The following is a 24,173-nucleotide window of genomic DNA, read 5'->3' as shown; positions in this document are numbered from 1 at the left end:
TCATCTGTTTTACCAACAGCATTTGCAAGTTTTTCCAAAGCTATGCAGTAACCGTAGATAGCTCCATAGTAGTTAGCTTCAGCCTGCGTTAGAAGCGCTCTTGCATCAAGTATGTCTGTTGAAGTTGCAAGCTGGTTTAAGTAGCGCTCGTTGGTTAGTTTATAGTTTTCGTTTGCTTGAGCAAGTGCAGTTTGGGCTACAGATATATTGTGGTATGCTACCTGAGCCTGGTCATATGCGTTAAGTATTTGAGTTTTGGATTGTGTTTTGAGGTTATTTAGCTCATTTTGCAGGGCTATTTCTTGTAGTTTTGCAGCCTGGACATCGTTTTTGGTTTTACCCCAGTCAAATACATCCCAGTTTGCTATGATGTTTAAGCTGTATATAGAGTTATCTGAGTATGGGTTATTGCTCATATCAAGGTTTTGACCATTTCTGTTGTAGTTTGCTCTTAGTTGTAGCTGTGGGTAATAGCCAGACTTTACCATACCTACCTGTGCATTAGCCTTCTGGATTGCATAGCTTAGAGCTTTTATATCCGGGCGGTTGTCTATTTGGGCATAGAGTGAGTCAAGTGGTGTTTTTAAATCCACCACATCTGCTACCTGTTCAAATGTATGTGTTTTATCTATGGGTTCATTTAGCAATTGGTTTAGCTGAGCTATTGCATCTGTAAGGTTTGAGTAGGCTTGTTTTAGCTCTTGCTTTGCATTTGAGTAAGCTACTTCTGATTTTAGTAAATCTACCTTTGGTATAAGACCCTGTTTGTAAAAGCTTTGAGCGTCTTTTAGGTGTGATTCATACTGAGCAACTGCAAGTTGTCTTGTTTCCAGCATCTTTTGGTTGTACAATACATTAAAGTAAGCTATTTTTGCATTTGTTATAACCTGGTTTCTTATAACCTCTAAGTTTGCTTTTGAAAATGCTTCATCATACTTTGCATACTTGTACTTATTAATTAAATAAAAGCCTGTAAAAATTGGCTGTGTTATGGTTACATTCCACTGGTAGTTATTGTTTGAGCCCATAATCATCTTATTTCCATTAACAATCTGGTATGGTGGTTCATCAAGCCTTGTATATGAGTAACTTGTAGATAGATTTGGCAGAAAACTTTTAAAAGCACTTTGCTTTAATTCTTTGGAAGACTCATAAAGAGATTCGTACTGTTTTATCTGGTAGTTATTGTTTGAGCTTAAAGTCTGGACTTCACTCAAAGATAAAGCAAATGCAGTATTTGCAAACAAAGCTAAAATGGATATAGAAAGCAGGGTTTTTTTAAGGTGCATGGATACCTCCTTTGCGCATGTTATAATATTATTACTTTTAATATTTGTCAAGATATAATTTAATTATTATTTGAATTTTTTAAATTACAAAATTTTAAACAATAATATATTGCAATAATCTTTTAAACATCAAATAAACCATCAAAATCGTACAAAAAATTTTGCTGTAAGCGAATTTTAATTATAATAAAAGTAATATACAGATAATTGAAAAGTAAGGTGTTAAAATAAATTGTTGTTTTTTAATGTCGGTTTATTGCGAGTTGCAAGAGCAACCTTTTGGATACTATCAGCTTTTGCAATATTTATTATTTTGGCAACCAAACCATATGGTACTGTTTTATCAGCTTCAATAACTATAGAAGATTTACTATTTTGCTTTAAAAATGAATTAAGTTCTGTATAAGTTGATAAGTGCTTATCTATATAAAGTCTGTCTCTTTCTGTTATTGTTATTATTATATCTTTTTTTGAGATATTTGCACTGCCAGAATGAGTTCTTGGTAAGTTAACTTTTATACCTTTTACAATCATTGGGGTAGTAACCATAAAAATAACTAGCAAAACAAGCATAACATCAACCAAAGGTGTTATGTTTATATTAGAAAATACACCTCTTTGCTTGCTGTATCTCATATAATTTTCTCCTAACTTTTTATTTAAACAATAACATCATTACAAAAGCAACAATAATACACATATAACAGAAGATAAAACACCAGGCCAATACATTACTATCTAATTTTAGATTCTCAGAATACTTTTTAACCTTTCAATTAATGTAGGTTTTTTCACCATACCTGCAATTCTAACTGGAATCTTTTTAGTAAAAAATTTGTTATAAACATCAATGTAGCCAATAATTGAGCCCTTTTTTATAGGTAACATAATTGGATTTTTTTCAAATTTTATATTGTAATTTATACCAGGCCATGTTATCGTGTAAAATGATGATCCGGTTATTAAAGGTATAGGCTTAAGCCATTCAAACTTTACATATCCTATTTTTTGGTCTTTTTTAAAAAGTTGAGACAAATGTATATTATTTTTTACCTGATTTATTATTTTTATAGTTGATTTAAGAGCATCCATTAATGGCCTTTCTCCATATTCTCCAAGTAGCGCACCTAATATTAAAATATGTTTCCATTTTAAATACTGGTTGGATGCAAAAACAAAATCCCCGCCAGATTGTGGCATAGAACCTGTTTTTATACCAATAATTCCATCTTTACCTAAATCGCAATCTACATTGTAAACAGTACCAGCAACAGGTAAAGTTGCCTGTGGTTTTGATACCAGATATCTAAATTCTCTGATTTGCATAACTTTTTTGCGCAAGCTTTAACTGATCATTTGCAGTGCTAACTGTATAAAGTCTTACGCCAGCAGGATCTGCATAGTGAGTATGATTCATATTTAAAAGTTTGGCCATTTTATTCATCTTATCTACAAATGCTTTGACGATTCCATCGTCCCATTTTGCTAATACAGTTGCGCAATCGTTGCCAGAAGGCAATAATAAACCTTCCAAAAGTTGCTTCTCGCTGAGTTTTTCATTTGCTGCTATTTTCAAAACTGATTGTTGATTTTTTAAATCTTTCTTGTATATTTTAACATCATTTTTTGTAATGGTTATATCTGGTCCATTCTGACCTAAATGTAATGGATGATTTTTAAGAATCAAATAAGCTGTCATTATTTTAGCTACACTAGCAATAGGTATAGGTTGTTAATGTGGCGTTTGTGAAATAATTCCATAACGATCGATCATTATAGCGCCTTCTGTTCCATAAGGCCATTTTATGTTTAAATTACCAACTGCATGATAAGATTTTGGTATATTAAGCAATAAACGAGGTTTATTTGTAAGCGTTAATGCCTTAAATAAACCTAAAATAGCTACCACTATTATACCTATAACAAAAACCAAAAAAAGTGGTGTTTTTTATGAGATTTAAACATAAATCATCCCCAAAAATTTATTTAATCTATTTCAATCTTCCTATTCTCTAGACGCTCAATTCTTTTTTCAATTGGTGGATGTGTACTAAATAAACTTTTAAATGTTTCTCCTTTAAATGGATTTACTATAAACATATGAGCGGTTGTCTGAGAAAAATGTGTGTTTGGCATTGGTGAAAGTTTGTTTGCTGATTCTAACTTCTTTAAAGCGCTGGCTAAATACATAGGATTTCCAGATAAAATTGCCCCGCCCTTATCGGCTGCGTATTCTCTTTGTCTTGATATGGCAAGTTGAATGATTGTAGCTATTATAGGCGTTAGGATAGCTACAAAAAGCAAACTAAACATATTGTTATTTCTTCTATTATTTCCCATGCCTCCAAATATAGCTGACCATTGAGCCATCCATGCTAAATAACTTATTGCTCCAGCTATTGTAGCAGCTAATGTAGCAGTCAAGATATCTCTATTTTTAACGTGAGTTAGCTCATGACCTAAAACACCAGATAATTCACTAGTATTTAATAAATTTAATATTCCAGTTGTAACGCATATTGCTGCATTTTTTGGGTTTCTACCTGTTGCAAAAGCATTTGGTGTATTGCTATTAACCACATAAATCTTTGGCATTGGCAAGTTTGCCTTTTGTGCCAAATTGTTTACAATCGAGTAAAGCTGAGGGTATTGATGTTGATTAGCTTCTATTGCATGATAAGCTTTCAAAACAATTTTGTCAGAAAACCAATAAGTTATAAAATTCATGATCCCTGCAAAAATTAAAGCTATAATCAAACCTTGACTGCCACCAATAGCATCACCTACCAGCATAAGCAATACAGTAAGCGCAAACATCAGCATAAATGTTTTAAAGTAATTCATAGCTCCTCCCTCCTTTTAAATAATTCAACTAAAAACACATTCTTTTTTTCAAGTTCAATTTTTACATTTTTATAATTCATTTTCATAACTTTTACCTTCTATTTTAAATTATTTTAGTATATGCTCAATTTTATGAAAAAAATATAGACAATTTGTGTAAAAAATGTTAATTGTAATCTGTAGCGTGCTGGACATATAAGTAAAAATTAAATAAATAACAAAAAAATTTAATTGTAATTCACATTACATTATTGATACCATTAAAATTTTTTACAGAAAATTTACAATAAAAATGAAAAGTTTTTGTTTTGTGATAGTATTAAATAATTTTTCAAGCAAAAAATTCCAAATTTTTTGAGTAAAAAATCTTTCTTGACAATCGATATGTATTTATATATACTTCGCTAAAACAAGGGGGAAAAATGAAAAAAATTTTTGTAGTTTTATTTGCCCTGTTGGTTTTTTTGCCAAGTGCCTGGTCTAAAACAATTACAGTATACAATTTTGGGAAGAAAATTGAAATTAAAAATCCAGATCGTTTTGTTGTGCTTTTTCCACAGGCTTTACCTTTTGTTTTTATGATTAATGCTTCAAATAGTCTTGTAGGGTATCCAGGCATGGGTAGAAATGCTGTGCCTTATTTTAGTGGTCAACTTATTTTAAAGAAAATGCCAGATTTTTTGAAAAAAGTTATTGACGTTGGTTATCCTTTTGGTCCAAGCATTGAAAAAATAATTGCTCTAAAACCTGGTTTTATTGTTAATGTGAATATGCAAGCAGACAACGAACAATTTGAAAAATTGGGCATACCTGTTATTGGCTTTAGCGCTTGCTTTGGAAATTTAAACGACTTGTATCAAAGCATAAATAGTCTAGGTGAGGCTACAAATCATGTTAAAGATGCCCAAAAGTTAATTTCCTATTATAAACATACAGTAGAATACGTAGAAAGTCATCTAAATGGTATAAAAGAAAAACCAAAAGTATTATATTTGAGTTATCAAGGGCCTAAAGGCAACAAACTAACCTCAGGTGGACAATTTGATACACTAGTTAATGATATTATACAAAAAGCTGGTGGTATAAGTGTATCTAGAAATGTAAAGGGTAAATTTGGCCAAATATCAAAAGAAGATATCCTGAAGTGGCAACCAGACTTTATACTACTTGGCAGTGGAAATAAAAAAACAATTCAAAACATATACGCCGACAAAGATTTACGCTATGTAGCTGCTATCATTCACAAAAGAGTGTATTTGGTACCGCAGGATTGTGGAAGTCTCTACTCAAACTGGTTTGCTCCCGAAAAAGCACCTCTTGGTCTTCTCTGGTGCGCAAAACTTTTGCATCCACAACGTTTTAAATCTCTTAACCTCAAATCACAAGCAGATTATTATTATAAAACTTTCTGGAATATAAACCCCGATGAAATTCACATTATAGGACTAAAAAATTGAAAAACACTATTTTAATTGTTTTATCATTTGTTGTTATTCTTGTATCTTTAGGTGTTGGACCATACAAAATTGCACCCATTGATGTGGTTAAATGCTTTTTTAATCCTAAGGCATCAATTGACTCAACAATTGTATTAGATATAAGATTGCCCAGAGTGTTATTTGCATACTTTGTCGGTGCTGGGCTTAGCGCAGCTGGAAGTGCATATCAGGCTATGTTTAAAAACCCTCTTGTCTCGCCCGACATTTTGGGTGTATCAGGCGGTGCTGCTTTTGGCGCCGCTTTAGCTATACTTACGCTAAATCATTTTTACTTTATTGAAATTTTTGCTTTTGTGTTTGGAACAATAGCAGTTTATATAGCATTTTTTCTTGCAAAATCAAAGCAAGAGTTACCTGTATTAAACCTTGTAATATCGGGAATAATTGTTGGTTCTTTCTTTACTGCACTTTTGGGTATTATAAAGTATCTTGCTGATCCGAATAATCAATTGCCCCAGATTGTTTTCTGGTTAATGGGTAGTTTTGCAAATGTAAGCTTTAGCGCATGGGGTGCATTTATTATAATTGGCATATGCGTAGTTTTTTTATACCTTTTAAGATGGCAGTTAAATATTGCAGCTTTTGGCGATGATGAAGCAAAATCTTTAGGTGTAAATATAATAAATTTAAGAAAAATAATCATACTTTTGTCAACTCTAACAACAGCTGCAAGTGTAGCTGTTGTTGGCATAATAGGTTGGGTTGGGCTTATTATACCGCACATTTCACGCTTGATTTCTGGCAGTGATAATAGAAACGTCATGCCCACAAGCATTTTTGTTGGTGGTATATTTATGGTAATTATAGATGATCTAGCACGCAGTTTAATTTCTGGAGAAATACCTGTTGGAATTTTAACATCGCTTTTGGGTGCTCCATTTTTTGCTTGGCTTTATAAAAAACAAAAACGCTTATGATAGAAGCAAAAGATTTAAATTTCTCTTATGATGTAGATATATTAAAAAATATAGCTTTTAGCATAAGTGAATCTTCAATATGTACAATACTTGGACCAAACGGTTCTGGTAAAAGTACACTATTAAAAATATTGGACAAATTATTAAAACCAAAAAAAGGTACTGTTTTAATAGAAAATGAAAATTTAGAAAATTTGAGTATTAAAAATGTTGCAAAAAAAATTGCCTACCTCGCCCAGGAAAATGAAGTTTCTTTTTCTTTTAGCGTTTTCGATATAGTTTTAACAGGAAGAGCCCATAATGTAGGCATGTTAAACCAACCTTCAAAAGAAGATATCAAGATTGCCAAAAAAGCAATATCACTCGTTGGTTTGCAAAACCTTATTAATAAGCCTTTTACACAATTAAGCGGTGGTCAAAAAAGGCTTGTTTTAATAGCACAAGCTCTTGCGCAAGAAGCTAAAATTTTGCTCTTTGATGAACCAACGAATCATTTAGATTTTTCAAACCAATATGCTATATTAAATCTTATAAAAAATCTCATAAAAAAACACAATTTAACAGCAATAATAACGCTTCACGATCCAAACCTTGCTGCATGGATTTCTGATATTGTAATAATGATAAAAAATGGCTCTTTGCTTAAATTTGGTCCAGTAAAATCTATAATGAATGCCCAAAATTTAAGTGAGCTATACGAAACAAAAATTACAGTTATAAATAACAACGGCAAGCTATTCATTACGCCATTGGAGTTTATATGAGTAAATATGCAAGCTTTGTCGATATAGCAGAAAATGTCTTTAAGGATATATACCCACAAATAGCCCAAAACATATTTGAACTATTTAAAAAACAAAGTGGCACTGTAGTAGAAATTGGCTGTGGAAGCGCTATTTTATCAAGAAACCTATATAATTTTGGAAATTTTCAAATTTTTGCTGTCGACTTAGAGTTTGATATGGCATTTAGTGCAAAACAATTCATCGAAAAAGAAAACAAAAAAACTATCTTGCCGATTGTTTCAAACGTAGAGGCTCTGCCGTTTAGCAGTAACTTTGCCGATTTAATTATAAGCAGGGGTTCAATGTTTTTTTGGGAAAACAAAGATAAAGGCTTCAGAGAAATCTATAGAATTTTAAAAAAAGGTGGCATAACATACATTGGTGGTGGCTTTGGTAATAAAGACCTGAAAGAAAAAATATTTAAGATCATGTCAGAGAAAAATCCAAACTGGCACAACCAGGTTAAAGAACGCCTTAAACAGACTAACCCTGAAGTAATAAAAAATATAATGAACAACTCAAATATTAAAACTTATTCAATCATAAATGATGAAAGTGGTTTCTGGATAATCATAACAAAGGAGTAAAAGTTGTGAAATGTCACATCTGTGAATTTAGGTGCAATATTGAAAATTCAAAAATAGGATCATGCGGTATGTATCAAAATATAAATGGTCAAATCACAGAACGTTTTAAGAATTCGTACTTATTTGTAAATCCTATTTCAATAGAAACACAGCCAATGTTGCATTTTTTTGTAAACCACAAATTTTTGCAGATTGGAAGCGTAGGTTGTAATTTTAAATGCGAAGGTTGTGTATCTAATATTTTTGTAAAATACATTGATATATATAAAAATGCTTTTAAAAAACTCAGTGCACAAGAAGTTGTACAAAAAGCACTTGAAGAAAATTGCAAAGGCATAAGCTTTGGTATAAACGAACCTACCATGCACTATTTTAGCTTGCTTGAGCTAGCTAAAATTGCCAAAGAAAACAAATTGTTATTTGGTATATCTACAAATCTTTACTACACAAAAGAATCGCTATTTCAATTAATCAAATACCTGGATTTTGTTAATGTAGGCTTAAAAGGATACACTAAAGAAACTTACCGAAAGTTTTGCAAAGCACCAGATTCAAAACCAGTATATAGGAATATTGTTTATCTATTCAAAAACAATGTATATTTTGAAGTTTCTATTGTTTACTCAAAAGGAATTGAAAATGAACTTATAAATGTTGCAAAATTTTTATCTAAACTATCAAAGCAAATACCACTGCAAATTATGCGTTTTATACCTTTTGATAAAGCCTCGGGTGAGCTTGAGCCATCAATTAAAGAATCTGAAAATTTGGTAGAAGAACTAAAAAAACATTTAGATTATGTTTATTTATTTAACTCACCTGGTACAAAGTATTTAGATACAAATTCAGATAATTTTGACATTAAGCGCAGCTTTTATGGTCCAATGGGAGCACATATCATTTCAATAAAAGGAAAGCCCAACTGCATAATAGGTGATATATCGAAAAAAGATTATGAAGAGGACGGATTTTTTGGTGGCTACAGGATCACAAGAGCCCTTGAGATGGTAATTGGTATATTAAATGCACTTAATGTAACAGATAAAAAAACCATTGCCAGTGTTATTACTGAAATTCTAAAAGACAAAACATTCCTTAATTTTTTTCATGAAACGCAAGATGACATAAATTCAAATCTTGAAAATTATTTTGATATAGTCGAACTGCTTGCAAAACTTTCAAATGCAAACCCAAAAAAACTAATTGATTTTTACAAAGAAATTTTAGATGATATTAAGCTAAAACGCAAAAAAATTGATAAAAAATTAAAATCTTATTATGTAATGGGCACTCCTATTTTTGCTCTAAATACGCATAGATTTGAAAATAAACTGACAAGTTTTGTTGGCCTTGAAGTTTTAAAATTAGAAAAAGAAGGAAAACCTGGTATAAATATATCCAAAGAAACTCTTATCTCATACAATCCAGATATCGTTTTTATCTCAGGTTTTATTTCATGCAAAACTGAAGATTTTATTGATTACTGTCAAAATCATAATATTAATATTAATGCCACAAAATATAAAAAAGTTTATAAATTACCTTTCGGGTGGGACTTTGGTAGCGTTGAATGGATTTTTGGATTAATGTATATTGCCAATGTCGCTTACCCTCATATTTACAATTTTAATATTGAAAGTAAATATTTTTTATTTAACAACAAAAAATATACACCGTTAAATAAATCGTTTTATACGGGTATTGGGTAATTTTTTGTATTCGTTATATAAATTTTTATACATTTGGAGGTTTTATGGAAACTGTTAGCATTGCATGTGCACCAAACTTAAGTGGCATTATAGAAGAAATTATAGATAATTTTGAAGACAAATCGGTTTCATTTGAATTAACTATAGGAGAAAACTGTAATGTATACTATCAAGAGATTTTAAAAGGAAAAAAGTACGATATTTTTTTAAGCGCCGATGAAAAAAGTGCTGATGATTTAGTTTCTTTGAATCTTGCAAGCACAAGTGAAGTTTATGCAAAAGGAAAACTTTGCCTGTGGTCTTTTGAAAATAAAATACCAGAGATTTCTACTGCAAAAATAGCTCTTCCAGATCCAAACATTGCGCCTTACGGTAAAGCGGCTTTTGAGTATTTAGAAAATACAAAACTAATGGATTTAGTAAAAAACAATCTACTGTTTGGTAAAAGTCCATTTGAAGTATCAAGACTTGTATTAGAGCACATTGCCCAGGTTGCTTTTTTGCCTGTTTCTTTTGTAAAAAGCACACTAAAAGATAACAACTTTAAAATATTAGAAAATAGCTATTTTCCAGTTATTCAAAAATGTGTTTTACTATCGAAAGACAACAAAAAAGCACAGGAGTTTTTTGATTTTTTAATAAATTCAAAACGATCAAAACAAATATTAAATTCTTTTGGTTTTTAGGAGGAGTATATGAAGTTAAAGTTAAAATTTATTTTAACATCAGTATTTTGTCTTGCTTTATTTCAAAATGCCCTTGCAGTAAATTTAGATACAATTGTAGTAAGTGCATCGAAAGTAAATCAAAAAATAGAAGATTCACCTACTTATATCCAGGTTTTAACTAAACAAAAAATGGAAGATAATGGTAATCTCTTTTTAAGTTATATGCTTAATCAATTACCAGGTGTATCAGTAGAACAAGGTGGCGGTATTGGTGGTGAAACGATGGCTTTTATAAGAGGAATTCCGGTAAGCCCAAAAGTTATGATGGATGGAGTTAGTATCATGAGTCCCTATTATCCATTTCCACATTTCAATCTTGGGCCAATTATGCCAGATAATATTGACAGAATAGAAATACTTCAAGGTGCCCAAAGTGGTCTTTGGGGTGCAAATGCAGCAAGCGGTGTTATAAACATTATAACCCAAAAAGGCAAAGGCAAGCCCCATATTGACTACAATCAAACATACGGTTCTTTTGGTACAACTAAAGAATATTTGGCACTCTCTGGCGAGATTAAAAAGTTCAATTTTTATGTAGCAGGTTCTGCATATGACACAACAGGAATACCACAAACTTACTCGTATAATTATAAAACACACACATATTCACAAGGCGGTAAAAGAGATGGCTATCACAAATACTCATTTTATAGCAATTTAGGTTACGATTTTGGCAATGGTCTAAGTGCAAACCTCATAACAGACTCATATAAAAGTACAAATTATACTGATATATGCAAATATTCCAAAGACAATCCTGTTTGTCCCAATAACTCCGCACCTTCAAATCTCACACCATTAGCTCAATCATCAAGGCATGAAGTTGATTATTATTTTACAAAACTAAACGTTGAGAAAAAATTTGAAAAAGCTACATTAAACTTTGAAACTCACTACATGCAAAATAATAGTTATTACTACTCGCCATCAAGCGCACCGTGGAAAGGCCGCACTTATGGTGCAAGTCTTAATTTTAGTTACAATGTTGCACCCACAACAAAAATCGTCCTTGGTGTAGACTATGGCAAAGATAGGGCAATATACGATTACACACCGCAAATTAATGTATCAAGAGAACATGCAGGTACCTTTTTAGAGGTTTTACAAACCATACAAAATCTAAACTTGCAGGCAAGTGCTAGAGAAGACCACTACCAAACATTTGGCAACACCTTTACTTATAAGCTTGGGGCAAACTATTACTTTGAACCAACAAATACTATATTTAAAGCAAACTGGGGTACTGGTTTTGTAGCGCCAAGCATGTTTGACTTATATGCTAATGGAGCACCATTTAGATTTGGTTACTTAAAAGGAAACCCCAACCTTCAGCCAGAAAAATCCAAAACATTTGATATAGGCTTTATTCAAAATTTCGGCGATAAACTTCAGATATCAAGCTCATTTTTCTGGTCAAAAATTGATAACCTAATAGATATAAAATATGCTTCTTTAATTGGAAGATCTCAGTATTTTATACCAATAAACATTAGTAAAACCATATCAAAAGGCGTAGAATCAACTCTAACTTACAAACCCATTAAATACTTAGAATTATCGCTTTCTGATACATATACTCAATCAGATGGTCCATTTGGTCAGACAAGCAACATTCCATACAATAGCACATCAGGTGCACTTTCATTTAATTATGACAGAATCTATGCTCAACTTAATGGCCAATACATAAGCACTATGTATGATAATTCTGGTCATCAAATTGGAAGATACACAGTATTTAATGCCAATCTATCTTACAAAATAAACAATAACGCAAAAATTGGCCTTTACGCTCAAAATATATTTAACAGGTTTTATTATGCTTCATGGGGTTACGGTTATGCAACGCCACCAAGATCTTTTTACACTACACTATCTTTAAAATTTTAAAGGGAGATAATTTTTGCAAAAATTTATAAGCATAAATTTATTTTTATGAAACCAAAGGAGAAAAATATGAAAAAAAAATTAATTGCTGTTGGGCTTTTTTGTTGTTTAATTGCACAAAAATCCTACGCCTTAGAATTAAGTGGTATTACTGTTGAGGCTTCAAAAAAATTCATGGTTAACGATTATACAAAAATTCTTGACACACAAACTACAACCCAATACAATTTAGATACAAAAGCAATAAAGACATTTTCTGGATCAAATAATTCTGTATTTAATGCAATAAACATGATTCCATCTGTAAATACTCAAGGTCCAGATGCATACGGCAATGATGAAACATTAAGACTAAGGGGCATTGATAGTACAAAAGCTGGTATAATAAACATAAATGGTGTTCCAACACCAAATGGTCCAACAGGGAATCTCACTTCAAATGTGTTTGATTTAGAAAATATTCAAGATATTTCAGTGTATGATGGAGCCATAAAGCCCAATATTGGATTCAATTCATTTGGTGATTTTCCTGGCATCATTGATTTAACTATTAAGAAACCATCGGATAAACTTGGTGCTATAATAAATCAAAGTTTTGGTAGTTATGATTATTCTAAAAGTTTTGTAAGATTAGACTCAGGCAATATAAATGGATTTAGAACTTTCATTTCATCGTCTTTAGCTTATGCAAATAAGTGGAAAGGCGATGGAAACTTTGTGCGCAAAAATGTAATGTTTGGTTTAACAAAAAATTTTGGCAATTTGCTAAATTTCGAAATCTATTTAGGTTACAATAGTGATTTTCACAACACATATTTAGGTTTAAACTATTCTCAAGCCTCAAATATAAATAAGAATTATGCTTTAGATTACAATAATAACCCAAACAGCCCCTTATACTACAATTATAATTATGTAAATACACGAGATTACTTTGTTTTACCAAGTTTTACTATCAATACTTCAAACACATCAAAGCTTGTCTTAAAACCTTACTATTGGTCAGTTAGAGGTCATAATTACTATACTTCAAACAATTCTGAATTTGTACAAAAATTTTTATACAATAGTAATATTTTTGGAATAGTTTCAAGTTTTGATTGGGATATAACAAAAAATTATAAAATAAGTGCAGGATATTGGTTTCACAAGCAACAAATGCCAGGTCCTCCCTATGCAATAGAAAACTTCGTCCCAAAAAATAATACACTTGTATTTAAACAATGGGGCATACTTGCAGATCACAGCTATCATACTATAAATTCACCTTTTATAAACATAGAAGCAAAAACAAAAAAAATTAAGGTTGATGCCGGCTTAAAATATCTAATGTACAAAACTGCTCAAATCAATGGCTATAATACTTACGGCATAACTACTCAAGATGCCAACCAAGCAATAAGCCTTGCCAAAAAAGACCAGTTTGAAACAGCCAATGCTAAACTTTTTAGACAGTATTTGCCATACATTGGCATAAATTATCAGCTAAACGATTATATCAATTTATATGCAAACTATGGCAAAAGTTTTCAAGCACCAAACTTTAACTTGTGGCCTTCTTTTGCTCAAAACAAACCGGTTTTTGAGAAAAAAGGCATTACTTTGCAATCCTTATGGGATAAATACTTCAAAATGACAACGGCAGATAATTTTGATATAGGTTTAAGATACAACAATAATAATGTTTATTTCTATCCCACAGTATTTTACAGTGATGTAAAAAACATTGGTACATATGCACCAATAAAAGTTAACAACAATACAATAGCAGAAATGCCAGCCAACACTGCAAAAGCAAAATCATATGGTTTTGAATTGGCAGCAGGATATACTCCGTTTAAAGATTTACTTATTTTTGCAGATTATAGCTACAATAGGTTTTATTATACGCAAAATGTTTCGTTTATGAATAACTATTATGATGTAAAAGGAAAACAAATAATAAACGTGCCCAAAAATATTCTCAAAGCAGGTTTTACATACAAATTTGATCATTTTTCTTTTACGCCGTATTTTAGTTATATGTCAAAACGTTATGGCGATCTGATGCATACACAAGAAGTACCATCAGTATTTCTTGCAAACCTTAATATAAGTTATGAGCAAAAAAATCTATGGAAGTTAAAAGAAATTTTATTTAGTCTAGATTTTACAAATTTACTGAATAGGCGTTATATAAGTGCAATAAATGCACCAGACTCAAACTTTTCAATGTATAGCCAAACTACATATCAAGTAGGTGCACCTTTTAGTGTAGTGGCAAGTTTATCTGTAAAATTTTAGTTCTCATACAACAGTTTTGCAACTTTGTGTATTTAAGACAAAGGAGATTCTTCGTTTTGCGCTTTAAGAAAAAAACAAAAGCAAATGAAGAATCTCCTCCAATGTAAAACTCAGCCCTTCTTACAGGCTTTGTCAAAAAAACACTCTTACAATACACTTTTAAAAAGTAATTTTAACACCAAGTACATCCAGAAACTTTCTTATCCACTCAGGATGAGCTGGCCAGGCTGGTGCTGTAACTAAGTTTCTATCAACATACGCATTTGAAAAAGTTTGGTTTGGGTCAAGCCATTTGCCACCAGCTCTTATTATGTCTGGTTTCAACGCTGGATAAGCAGTAAGTTCGTATCCAGAAACTGCATCTGCTGCAATCAAAATTTGTGGACCATGACAAATAGCCGCAATAGGTTTTTTATTTTGAGCAAAATGTTTTACAATTTCAATTACTCTATCATTTAGTCTTATGTATTCTGGTGCCCTACCACCTGGAAGCACAAGTGCATCGTAGCTATCTTCTTTTATGTCTTCAAATGTGCAGTTTAACATAAAATTATGTCCACGTTTTTCTGAGTATGTTTGATCACCTTCAAAATCATGAATCGCAGTTTTAACAAACTCAAGTGCTCTTTTGTTTGGACAAGCAGCATAAACCTCTAAACCAACCATCTGTAGCATTTGAAATGGTACCATAACTTCATAATCTTCTACATAATCTCCAACAAGCATTAATATTTTTTTTGACATAAGCAAAACCTCCTTGTTATACAAGATAACTCGCTTTTGGCAATTATCAAGCCATGCTTTTTTCAACCACTTGCGCTATATCAAGCACGCTAATATCATCCCTTGATAAATCTTTTACACCATCATCCAACATTATCATACAAAACGGACACGCAGTTACTATATTTGAAGCACTTGTGTCAATAGCCTGATTGGTTCTTACTTTATTCATGCGTGTTCCTTCTTCTTCAAGCCACATCATGCCTCCGCCTGCACCACAGCAAAAACTATTGCAAAAGGCATTTTTCATTTCAGAAAGCTTTAGTCCAGCTTGTGCTAAAATCTCTCTGGGCTGTTGATATAAATTTGAGTGCCTGCCCAAATAGCAAGAATCGTGGAATGTGGCAGTCTGGTTTAGTTTATTTGACAACTTAATTCTTCCTTCTTTTAACAGTTGGCCTATAAACTGACTGTGATGTAGAACTTCAAATTCCCCTCCAAGCTTTTTGTACTCATTCTTTAGTGTATAGTAGCCATGTGGGCATGTAGTAACTATTTTTTTTACATTGTAGGATTTAAAAGTTTCTATATTTTCTAATGCAAGGTTGTAGAACAAATACTCATTCCCAAGTCGTCTTGCATTATCACCACAGCATTTTTCTTTTTTGCCAAGAACAGCAAATTTTACATTGGCTTTTTGTAAAACCTTAACAAAACTCTGGGCAATCTTTTTGCTCCTATCATCAAAAGAACTGGCGCAACCCACAAAGTATAAAACTTCTGCATCTGGCACTTCATCTATGGTTTTTACATCGAGCCCTTTTGCCCAGTCTAGCCTGTAGTCTGCATTAATGCCCCATGGATTTGAGTTTGTTTCAATGTTGTTGAAAATAGGCACAAGTTTTTCTGGGAACTCACCTTGAGTTAAAACTGCATAACGCTTTAAATCAATCATGTCTCTAATATGCTCGTTTCCAACAGGACATACATTTTGACAGGCTCCACATGTGGTACACTGCCAAAGCGCTTTATCTGGAATTGTAAAGCCATATTCATAGTACCCATGAGGGTTATCTTTGGGTAATTCATTTGTAACTATAGGTATTAATTCTTTTTTATTAAATAAATTTTGAGCGTTATGAAATAGATTTTCTTTTATGCCAAGTATAATTTCTCTTGGGACAAGAACCTTGTTTGTATTTGCTGCAGGACACACCTGAGCGCATCTTCCACACTCAGTGCAAGCATAACCGTCTAGCAATTGCTTCCATGTAAGCTCATTTACATTTTTTACACCAAAACTCTCCACATTTTCATCTTCAAAGTTAAGATCTCTTAAAGCCATTGAAGGTCCTAAGTTTACAAAATAATTATTGGGTATGCCTGCTAAAATATGCAGATGCTTTGAGTTTGGTATAAAATCCAAAAATGCTAGTAAAACAATCATATGCACCCAAAAAGCTATATGGTAGGCTAATTCATTGTATGAATTAATATTAAGCAACCTGTATACAATAGAAGCAAATGGTTCATATGGATTTATCTGATTAGCCTTAGCCATCTCAAGCGCTGCCATATAATGTAATGTAAGCATTAATATAGTAATAAAAATAAGTATCAAATATGCACTGAAATGATAATTGAGCTTTTTGGGGTGCCATACAAATCGCCTTATTAAAGACATAACAATAGCTACAAGCACCAAAAATGCAAATAAATCTTCCAAAAATAGATAGATTGGGTACAAAACTCCCAAAAAGCTAAAACTGAAAGATGGTATAAAACCTTTTATAATTAGCTCTATTTCACCAAAAAGCAAAACTACAAACCCAAAGAAAATAAGAGCGTGCATAATACCAGCATAGTTTATATCCTTATCGTTTACTTTAAAATGACACATTTGCAACAGACCATTTTTTACAGCACTGTTTAGGCGCTCAAAAGGGTTATCAAAACGGTTTTCTTTTTGACCAAACTTAAGCAGTGAGTATAAATAATTTACACGGTAGAAAAAATAACCTATACTTGCTAAAAGCACAATCCCAAAAATTAAACTTTCCATTTCAACTCCTTACAAAAATTACATATTTCTTCTGTATTTGCCACCTACCTCAAATAAGGCATTTGTAATCTGACCCAGTGATGCGTACTTTACGGTTTCCATGAGTTCTTCGAATATATTACCACTACTTTGAGCTATATATTTTAATTTATCCAGATATTGCTTTGAGAATGCTTCATTGCGCTTTTGAAATGCAATTAAGTTGTCCAGTTGCCACTTCTTTTCTTCTTCTGTTGACCTTGATAGTTCAATTTTATCTTCTTGTATATATTTATCATTTACAAATGTATTTACACCTATAATTGGCAACTCTCCGGTATTTTTAAGTCTCTCATAGTATAGAGATTCCTCCTGGATCTTGTTTCTTTGATACCTTGATTCCATTGCTCCAAGCACGCCGCCTCTTTTTGAAAGTCTTTCAAACTCATTTAACACCTCTTCTTCTACCAAGTCAGTTAATTCTTCTATAATGTAACAACCTTGAAGAGGGTTTTCATTTTTTGCCATTCCAAACTCGTAATTTATTATCATTTGAATAGCCAATGCCCTTCTAACAGATTCTTCTGTAGGAGTTGTAATTGCTTCATCATAAGCATTTGTATGAAGAGAGTTACAATTATCGTAAATGGCAGTTAAAGCCTGGAGTGTTGTTCTTATGTCATTGAAAGCTATTTCCATTGCATGCAGAGATCTGCCGGATGTTTGTATGTGGTATTTTAGTTTCTGGCTACGTTCGTTTGCAGAATACTTGTTTTTCATAGCAATAGCCCAAATACGGCGAGCCACTCGACCGATAACAGAATACTCTATATCAAGACCATTTGAAAAGAAAAACGATAAATTAGGCGCAAAATCATCAACCTTCATACCACGTGCCAGGTAATACTCAACATAGGTAAAACCGTTTGCCAAAGTAAAAGCAAGTTGAGTTATAGGGTTTGCTCCTGCTTCTGCAATATGGTAGCCAGATATCGATACAGAGTAGTAATTCTTGACAGCATTATCTATAAAGTATTGCTGTATATCGCCCATAAGTTTTAATGAAAAATCTGTTGAAAACAAACATGTATTTTGAGCCTGATCTTCTTTTAAAATATCTGCCTGGACTGTACCACGTACCACATTTAGAGTATATTTTTTTATTTCTTCATATGTAGCTTTATCAATAACCAAATCTCCACTTATGCCAAGTAAACCTAAACCCAGATGATTTTCATCAGCATCTTTAACACCAAAAGCCTTATTATATTTAGGACGTTCAACATTTAGTTTTTTGTAATAGCTATCTATTTTGTCTTGGGCTTGACCCCACTTACCAGATTCTTTTAGATATTTCTCTACTTGCTGATCAATTGCAGCATTAAAAAACATTGCAAGCATCATAGGCGCTGGTCCATTTATTGTCATAGAAACAGATGTGTTAGGATCGCATAAATTAAAACCACTGTAGAGTTTTTTTGCATCGTCAACCGTTGCAATAGATACTCCTGCATTACCAATTTTACCGTAAATATCGGGCCTTAAATCTGGATCCTGACCATATAAGGTTATTGAATCAAAAGCAGTTGAAAGTCTGCTGAAAGGCTGACCTTCAGAAAGATAGTGAAATCGCTTATTTGTGCGCTCTGGCGTACCTTCACCTGCAAACATTCTTGTTGGTTTTTCATCTTGCCTTTTGAGAGGAAATGTGCCTGCTGTATAGGGAAATTTACCAGGTACATTTTCTAACAATTGAAATTTTACAATCTCTCCATAATCGTTTGATTTTGGCAAAGATATCTTTGGTATTTTGTTACCAGATAAAGTTTTGCTTGTCAATTCATACTTTATTTCTTTATCTCGTATTTTGGATACAAGAAAATCCTGTGAATACATGTCTTTTAGGTTATTCCAGTTCTCAATCATTCTTATTGTTTGCGTATCAAGCTGTGATCTTATTTTTTGTATTTCTTGAGTTACTACATTTAGCGCTTTTTCTAAATTTTCTCTTTTTAAGCTTTCATCAATACTTGAATCTGCAAAATCAGAATCTTCGTTTGGTTCAATAGAAGTATTAAGTTGCTTTTGCAGTATTTTTTTTGTTCCTTCAAGTGCATATAAACTGCTTGCAAGTTCTATTTGTTTATTTGCCATTTTTTTGTAATCTCTAATGCTTGCAACAATTTCACTTAAATATCTACTTCTGTGAGGTGGTATTAAAAAGTTTACAGATACATCACTAATTGGCTCAAAAATCTTTTGACTCTCCAGACCGACAAGTTGCATTAATTTATAAAACAAGTAATTTGTACCAGCATCATTGAAATTTGAAGCTACCGTATGATAAACTGGCATTTCTTCTAATTTTTTATCAAAAAGCTTGTGGTTTCGCATATACTGTTTTCTTACTTCGTAGAGGGCATCTTCAGCGCTTTCCTTGTCATATTTGTTTAATACTACTACATCAGCATAATCAAGCATATTAATTTTTTCTAACTGCAATGCGGCACCGTATTCTGGTGTCATCACATAAATATTGTAATCTGCTATATCAATCACTGCTATATCGCTTTGACCAATACCGGCGGTTTCTAGAATTATCAAATCAAAACCAGACATTTTATACAGATCAATGACTTTTTGCGTAGCTTTTGATATTGACATATTTGAGCTTCTTGTCGCCATAGAACGCATATAAGCGTTTTTGTGCGGCAGAGAATTCATCCTTATTCTATCACCAAGTAAAGCACCCTTGCTTTTCTTTGTGGGATCAACCGCCAATATACCAATTTTTTTATCTTGATAATTATTTAAAAATCGCCTGAGCAATTCATCAATAAGAGATGATTTGCCAGCACCACCAGACCCGCTAAAACCAAGCACTTTAGTATCTTTTGAAAGCTCTTTAAAATATTTTTGGAACAACTCTTCGTGATGATCAGTCCAACTATCTTGAGTTATAAGCTTTTCAACCAAACTTATTGCTTTTGGCAGAGTTTTGGGTAAATTCTGCAAGTATTCTTCAAATTTTTCTTCCTCAAATGTTAAAAAATCACTTTCCTTTAACATATAATCAACCATTCCTTCCAGTCCCATCTGCATACCATCTTGAGGAGAAAATATCTTGCAAATACCATAATCTTGCAATTCTTTAATTTCGGAAGGGACAATAACACCCCCTCCCCCACCAAAGATTTTGATATATTCAGATTTATTTTCTTTTAGCAAATCATACATATACTTAAAAAACTCAATATGACCACCTTGGTATGAAGTTACTGCAATAGCGTTTACGTCTTCTTCAAGTGCCGTTTGAACAATCTCATAAGCGCTACGATTATGACCTAAATGTATAACTTCTGCACCACTGTCTTGTATAATTCTTCTAAAAATATTAATAGAGGCATCGTGACCATCAAATAGGCTTGTTGCTGTAACAAACCTCAAATTGTTCTTAGATGCATACATACACTACCTCCCTATTCTTCTAACTTAAACTCCCATGCACAGTGATAGCCAGCACCTGTAATATCATCTGGTGGACACTTAATAACTCTTGTTTTTATTCGGCTATCAATTGTGCTTGCAAAATAGCCATACTCAATAATCCCAACGCTTTTACATGGGAAAAATGGCATTTTTTTTCTCTGGCGTGCTGCTTGCACCCGACATGTAACCATTTTTAATATTAATGTATGTTCATCTGGTCTTTCTATAACCTGTTCATTTATGCGTCTATACATTCTAAAGTTAAGCGCCTTTTCTAAACCATCAAGACCACTATTTTCAGGCAAGTTAAGCCGTTCAATAATCCTTCTTGCTTCAATTTGTGTAAAATCCTTCCATGCTTCTTCATCAAGCTTTATTGCAGCATCCATTCCAAAATGCCTTTCAACAGCCTGAAACCATAACCCGTCATGTGCAAGCCAGTTTTTAGCTTCATCTTCTATTACTTTTATTAATTCCTCTTTATCTAAAACATCCAGCTCCGGATATTTTGACATTAAACCCTCCTATTTCAACAACTGTTTTGATATTACTATCCTTTGAACCTCATTTGTACCTTCGTATATTTCTGTTATCTTTGCATCTCTATACATGCGCTCTATCTCGTATTCTGCAATATAGCCATAGCCACCATGAATCTGGAGCGCTTCTTTGGTTACATAGGTAGCGGTTTCTGATGCGTAAGCTTTTGCCATTGAAGATTTTATTATTAGATCATTGTAGCTTGCTCCGTTTTTTAGGTTATCCTTTATCCATGCAGACTCGTATACAAGTAGCTTTGCTGCTTCAATGTGCATTGCCATATCGGCAAGCTTAAACTGAATTGCCTGAAACTCACTCAATGTTTTTCCAAACTGCTTGCGCTCTTTGGCATACTCTAGGGCTCTCTCATATGCGCCTTCTGCTATACCAAGTGCCTGTGCAGCTATACCAATTCTACCACCATCTAAGCAATCCATTGCGATTTTGAAGCCTTCTCCTTCTTTGCCAAGCAGATTTTCTTTTGGTATCTTAACATTTTCTAAGGCAAAAACGGATGTATATGTGCCCCTTATGCCCATTTTGTCTTCATTTCTTTGAAGCTCCACACCTTCGGACTTCAAATCCAAAATAAATGCATCTATGCCTTTGTGGCGCAGTGATTTGTCATGTGTTGCAATTAATATACCAATATCCTTATAACCGCCATTTGTAACAAATATCTTATTGCCATTTGCTATGTAGTAGTCGCCTTCATTTTTGACCGTTGTGGATACATTTGCTGCATCTGAGCCTGCTTCAGGTTCGGTTAGCAAAATGCAGCCAATCTTTTGGCCACTTGCAAGAGGTATTAAGTATTTTTCTTTTTGCTCTTTAGTGCCAAACTCGTATATAGGGTTTGCACAAAGCGATGTGTGTGCGCTTATCAGCACACCGGTTGATGCACACACTTTAGAGATTTCCTCTACGGTTATTGCGTATGATAAAAAAGACAAACCAGCGCCACCGTACTCTTGAGGAATATAGACCCCAAAAAGACCAAGTTCTGCTAAACCCTTTATTATTGAATCTGGTATCTTGTGGTTTTTGTCAATGTCTGATGCTATGGGTTTTAGCTCTTTTTGTGCAAAGCTTCTTACGGTATCTTGAACCATTTTTTCTTCATCTGTTAATTGAAAGTTCATATTATCCTCCTGTATAATTTGGTTTTCTTTTTTCTACAAATGCACTTAAGCCTTCTTTGGCATCGTTACTTGAAAATACCACGCCAAATAAACTTGCTTCATACCTTAGACCATCTTCTTTTGTTAGATTAAAACCATCAACTATTGCCCTTTTTGCAAGAGCTATTGCCAAAGGTGCATTTTTTTGGATTTGCTCAGATAAGGCTTTTCCTGCCTGGAGCAGCTCTTCTTTGCTTTGATAAACTTCACTAACTATGCCAACTTCTTTTGCTTTTGAAGCATCTATCATCTTTGCACTAAAAATTAGCTCTTTAGCCAATGATTTTCCTATCAGACGAGATAGGTTTTGCGTACCGCCAAAGCCAGGTATTATACCAAGGCCTACTTCTGGAAAACCAAATTTAGCATTGCTTTGAGCAAGTATAATATCGCATGACAAAGCAACTTCAAAACCACCACCTAACGCATAACCGTTTACACATGCAATAAAAGGCTTACCTGAAGTTTCCATTAAATGAAGCGTTTCCTGGCCTAGCCTTGCAAACTCAAGTGCTTGATTTGGCGTTAGCTTTTGCATGTATTCTATATCTGCACCTGCTACAAATGCTTTTTCACCTGAGCCAGTGATAATTACGCATTTAATCGTTTTATCCTGATCTACTTTTAAGATTGTTTCTTTTAGCTCATTTATCGTATCTATGTTTAGAGCATTAAGCTTATCGGGTCTGTTTATTGTTATGTAGCCTGTGCCGTTTTGTGATTCAAACAGTATATTCATAGATCCCCCTTATTTTTTTGTATAATCGTAGAAGCCTTTGCCGCTTTTTCTGCCCAGATAGCCTGCTTCTACCATTTTTACAAGCAAAGGACATGGTCTGTACTTTGAGTCTTTAAAACCTTCATACAGTACATTCTGTATGGCAAGTACTGTATCCAATCCGATAAAGTCTGCCAGTACAAATGGTCCCATCGGCTGGTTTGTGCCAAGCTTCATAGCCTTATCTATATCTTCAATGGAAGCTATACCTTCATAGTAAGCATATATTGCTTCATTAATCATGGGTATAAGCACACGGTTTACGATAAAGCCTGGATAATCCTTTGATAAAGCCGGGTTTTTGCCAAGTGATTTTGCTAGGTCAAGTACAGTGTTATAGGTATCTTGGCTTGTTGCAATACCCCTTATTACCTCTACAAGTTCCATAACAGGCACAGGATTCATAAAGTGCATACCAATTACCTTATCTGGCCTTTTAGTTTGAAAACCAAGTTTTGTGATGGATATGGAAGAAGTGTTAGAAGCAATTATTGAGCCTTCTTTGACTATAGAATCTAGCTTAGAAAAAAGATCTAACTTTAAAGCCTCGTTTTCCGGTGATGCTTCAATACAAAAATCCACATCTGAAACATCATTTAAGTTTGTAGTGGTTTTTATGTTTTTTAGAGTTGATTCTATCTGGCTTTCCTGTATGGTATTTTTTTTAGCCTGCCTTTTTAAGTTTTCTTCTATTGTTTTTAGTGCTTTGTCAAGCTGGGTTTGAGCTATATCATATAGCACGACAGAATAGTTATGCAAAGCAAATACATGGGCTATCCCATTTCCCATCTGGCCTGCGCCTACAACGCCTACTTTATTAATCATTTTATCCTCCTTAAACATTTTCAAATATCGCTGCTACTGCTTCACCACCACCTATGCAAAGTGTGGCA

General features: G+C 33.1%; 21 protein-coding genes. 8 read left to right on the top strand and 13 right to left on the bottom strand.

Annotated features, from left to right (window positions below):
• The 6 genes from BLQ93_RS08815 to htpX form a co-directional block, all read right to left on the bottom strand.
• Positions 1-1,289: TolC family protein (locus BLQ93_RS08815; protein WP_092128454.1), on the bottom strand; the 1,289-nt coding region annotated here is incomplete at its 3' end.
• A 222-nt stretch (positions 1,290-1,511) separates the two neighbouring features.
• Positions 1,512-1,925, bottom strand: coding sequence for an ExbD/TolR family protein (locus tag BLQ93_RS08810; protein ID WP_025391651.1), 414 nt, complete (start codon positions 1,923-1,925; stop codon positions 1,512-1,514).
• A 108-nt stretch (positions 1,926-2,033) separates the two neighbouring features.
• Entirely contained in the window at positions 2,034-2,615 is a 582-nt protein-coding gene (locus BLQ93_RS08805; protein ID WP_092129722.1) for a hypothetical protein, read from the bottom strand.
• Positions 2,596-3,009: a D-alanyl-D-alanine carboxypeptidase family protein gene (locus BLQ93_RS08800; RefSeq protein WP_281182340.1), complete on the bottom strand. Its 414-nt coding sequence runs from the start codon at positions 3,007-3,009 to the stop codon at positions 2,596-2,598. Before BLQ93_RS08800 ends, BLQ93_RS08805 begins: the two co-directional genes overlap by 20 nt.
• Positions 3,010-3,021: 12 nt before the next feature.
• Complete coding sequence (locus tag BLQ93_RS09385; RefSeq protein ID WP_143338729.1) at positions 3,022-3,222, bottom strand: hypothetical protein; 201 nt, start codon at positions 3,220-3,222, stop codon at positions 3,022-3,024.
• A 53-nt stretch (positions 3,223-3,275) separates the two neighbouring features.
• Positions 3,276-4,133, bottom strand: coding sequence for a zinc metalloprotease HtpX (htpX, locus tag BLQ93_RS08795; RefSeq protein WP_092129718.1), 858 nt, complete (start codon positions 4,131-4,133; stop codon positions 3,276-3,278).
• A 422-nt stretch (positions 4,134-4,555) separates the two neighbouring features.
• On the opposite strand from htpX, the gene BLQ93_RS08790 reads away from it, so the two are divergent.
• The 8 genes from BLQ93_RS08790 to BLQ93_RS08755 all read left to right on the top strand — a co-directional run bounded on the left by BLQ93_RS08790 (position 4,556) and on the right by BLQ93_RS08755 (position 14,528).
• Positions 4,556-5,590, top strand: a complete 1,035-nt coding sequence (locus BLQ93_RS08790) for an ABC transporter substrate-binding protein (RefSeq protein ID WP_092129716.1) — start codon at positions 4,556-4,558, stop codon at positions 5,588-5,590.
• The gene (locus tag BLQ93_RS08785) at positions 5,587-6,549 is read left to right on the top strand and encodes a FecCD family ABC transporter permease (protein WP_092129714.1); all 963 of its coding nucleotides are present in this window, start codon (positions 5,587-5,589) and stop codon (positions 6,547-6,549) included. Before BLQ93_RS08790 ends, BLQ93_RS08785 begins: the two co-directional genes overlap by 4 nt.
• Positions 6,546-7,313 (top strand): ABC transporter ATP-binding protein, encoded by a 768-nt coding sequence (locus BLQ93_RS08780; protein ID WP_025391640.1) that lies wholly within the window; start codon positions 6,546-6,548, stop codon positions 7,311-7,313. The genes BLQ93_RS08785 and BLQ93_RS08780 overlap by 4 nt, the downstream gene beginning before the upstream one ends.
• Positions 7,310-7,921, top strand: coding sequence for a class I SAM-dependent methyltransferase (locus BLQ93_RS08775; RefSeq protein ID WP_092129712.1), 612 nt, complete (start codon positions 7,310-7,312; stop codon positions 7,919-7,921). The genes BLQ93_RS08780 and BLQ93_RS08775 overlap by 4 nt, the downstream gene beginning before the upstream one ends.
• Before the next feature lie 5 nt (positions 7,922-7,926).
• Complete coding sequence (locus BLQ93_RS08770) at positions 7,927-9,630, top strand: radical SAM protein (RefSeq protein ID WP_092129710.1); 1,704 nt, start codon at positions 7,927-7,929, stop codon at positions 9,628-9,630.
• A gap of 44 nt (positions 9,631-9,674) precedes the next feature.
• The gene (gene modA, locus BLQ93_RS08765; protein WP_025391637.1) at positions 9,675-10,316 is read left to right on the top strand and encodes a molybdate ABC transporter substrate-binding protein; all 642 of its coding nucleotides are present in this window, start codon (positions 9,675-9,677) and stop codon (positions 10,314-10,316) included.
• 9 nt (positions 10,317-10,325) lie between these two features.
• Positions 10,326-12,248 (top strand): TonB-dependent receptor, encoded by a 1,923-nt coding sequence (locus BLQ93_RS08760; RefSeq protein WP_092129708.1) that lies wholly within the window; start codon positions 10,326-10,328, stop codon positions 12,246-12,248.
• Between the two features lie 66 nt (positions 12,249-12,314).
• Positions 12,315-14,528 carry a TonB-dependent receptor gene (locus BLQ93_RS08755; RefSeq protein WP_159427522.1) on the top strand — a complete coding sequence of 738 codons (2,214 nt, stop codon included), beginning with the start codon at positions 12,315-12,317 and terminating at the stop codon, positions 14,526-14,528.
• 159 nt (positions 14,529-14,687) lie between these two features.
• On the opposite strand, the gene BLQ93_RS08750 is transcribed toward BLQ93_RS08755, so the two are convergent.
• From BLQ93_RS08750 to BLQ93_RS08720, 7 genes are read right to left on the bottom strand one after another with little or no spacing between them, the layout of a single operon-like run.
• Positions 14,688-15,272, bottom strand: coding sequence for a DJ-1/PfpI family protein (locus BLQ93_RS08750; protein WP_092129704.1), 585 nt, complete (start codon positions 15,270-15,272; stop codon positions 14,688-14,690).
• A gap of 46 nt (positions 15,273-15,318) precedes the next feature.
• Positions 15,319-17,313, bottom strand: a complete 1,995-nt coding sequence (locus BLQ93_RS08745) for a heterodisulfide reductase-related iron-sulfur binding cluster (RefSeq protein WP_092129702.1) — start codon at positions 17,311-17,313, stop codon at positions 15,319-15,321.
• Positions 17,314-17,331: 18 nt separating this feature from the next.
• Entirely contained in the window at positions 17,332-20,760 is a 3,429-nt protein-coding gene (locus tag BLQ93_RS08740; protein ID WP_092129700.1) for a methylmalonyl-CoA mutase family protein, read from the bottom strand.
• 11 nt (positions 20,761-20,771) lie between these two features.
• Entirely contained in the window at positions 20,772-21,296 is a 525-nt protein-coding gene (locus tag BLQ93_RS08735; RefSeq protein ID WP_092129698.1) for a DUF6125 family protein, read from the bottom strand.
• 9 nt (positions 21,297-21,305) lie between these two features.
• A complete protein-coding gene (locus BLQ93_RS08730; protein ID WP_092129696.1) occupies positions 21,306-22,463 on the bottom strand; it encodes an acyl-CoA dehydrogenase family protein in 1,158 nt (385 codons plus the stop codon).
• 1 nt (position 22,464) lies between these two features.
• Complete coding sequence (locus BLQ93_RS08725; protein ID WP_092129694.1) at positions 22,465-23,241, bottom strand: enoyl-CoA hydratase/isomerase family protein; 777 nt, start codon at positions 23,239-23,241, stop codon at positions 22,465-22,467.
• A gap of 9 nt (positions 23,242-23,250) precedes the next feature.
• On the bottom strand, positions 23,251-24,105 hold the full coding sequence (locus BLQ93_RS08720; protein WP_092129692.1) for a 3-hydroxybutyryl-CoA dehydrogenase: 855 nt from the start codon (positions 24,103-24,105) through the stop codon (positions 23,251-23,253).
• Between the last annotated feature and the right edge of the window lie 68 nt (positions 24,106-24,173).

Origin of the sequence: Desulfurella multipotens (assembly GCF_900101285.1) — a bacterium.
In the GTDB taxonomy this organism is placed as follows: Bacteria; Campylobacterota_A; Desulfurellia; order Desulfurellales; family Desulfurellaceae; genus Desulfurella; species Desulfurella acetivorans.
Note: the sequence above shows the minus strand (reverse complement) of the source record. Positions and strands in the feature narration are given on the sequence as shown.

What these genes read in the sequence shown, in the direction of transcription:
- BLQ93_RS08810 (WP_025391651.1), bottom strand. Translation starts at nt 1,925, where the DNA reads ATGAGATACAGCAAGCAAAGAGGTGTATTTTCTAATATAAACATAACA.
- BLQ93_RS08805 (WP_092129722.1), bottom strand. Translation starts at nt 2,615, where the DNA reads ATGCAAATCAGAGAATTTAGATATCTGGTATCAAAACCACAGGCAACT.
- htpX (WP_092129718.1), bottom strand. Translation starts at nt 4,133, where the DNA reads ATGAATTACTTTAAAACATTTATGCTGATGTTTGCGCTTACTGTATTG.
- BLQ93_RS08790 (WP_092129716.1), top strand. Translation starts at nt 4,556, where the DNA reads ATGAAAAAAATTTTTGTAGTTTTATTTGCCCTGTTGGTTTTTTTGCCA.
- BLQ93_RS08780 (WP_025391640.1), top strand. Translation starts at nt 6,546, where the DNA reads ATGATAGAAGCAAAAGATTTAAATTTCTCTTATGATGTAGATATATTA.
- BLQ93_RS08775 (WP_092129712.1), top strand. Translation starts at nt 7,310, where the DNA reads ATGAGTAAATATGCAAGCTTTGTCGATATAGCAGAAAATGTCTTTAAG.
- modA (WP_025391637.1), top strand. Translation starts at nt 9,675, where the DNA reads ATGGAAACTGTTAGCATTGCATGTGCACCAAACTTAAGTGGCATTATA.
- BLQ93_RS08760 (WP_092129708.1), top strand. Translation starts at nt 10,326, where the DNA reads ATGAAGTTAAAGTTAAAATTTATTTTAACATCAGTATTTTGTCTTGCT.
- BLQ93_RS08755 (WP_159427522.1), top strand. Translation starts at nt 12,315, where the DNA reads ATGAAAAAAAAATTAATTGCTGTTGGGCTTTTTTGTTGTTTAATTGCA.
- BLQ93_RS08750 (WP_092129704.1), bottom strand. Translation starts at nt 15,272, where the DNA reads ATGTCAAAAAAAATATTAATGCTTGTTGGAGATTATGTAGAAGATTAT.
- BLQ93_RS08745 (WP_092129702.1), bottom strand. Translation starts at nt 17,313, where the DNA reads ATGGAAAGTTTAATTTTTGGGATTGTGCTTTTAGCAAGTATAGGTTAT.
- BLQ93_RS08740 (WP_092129700.1), bottom strand. Translation starts at nt 20,760, where the DNA reads ATGTATGCATCTAAGAACAATTTGAGGTTTGTTACAGCAACAAGCCTA.
- BLQ93_RS08735 (WP_092129698.1), bottom strand. Translation starts at nt 21,296, where the DNA reads ATGTCAAAATATCCGGAGCTGGATGTTTTAGATAAAGAGGAATTAATA.
- BLQ93_RS08730 (WP_092129696.1), bottom strand. Translation starts at nt 22,463, where the DNA reads ATGAACTTTCAATTAACAGATGAAGAAAAAATGGTTCAAGATACCGTA.
- BLQ93_RS08725 (WP_092129694.1), bottom strand. Translation starts at nt 23,241, where the DNA reads ATGAATATACTGTTTGAATCACAAAACGGCACAGGCTACATAACAATA.
- BLQ93_RS08720 (WP_092129692.1), bottom strand. Translation starts at nt 24,105, where the DNA reads ATGATTAATAAAGTAGGCGTTGTAGGCGCAGGCCAGATGGGAAATGGG.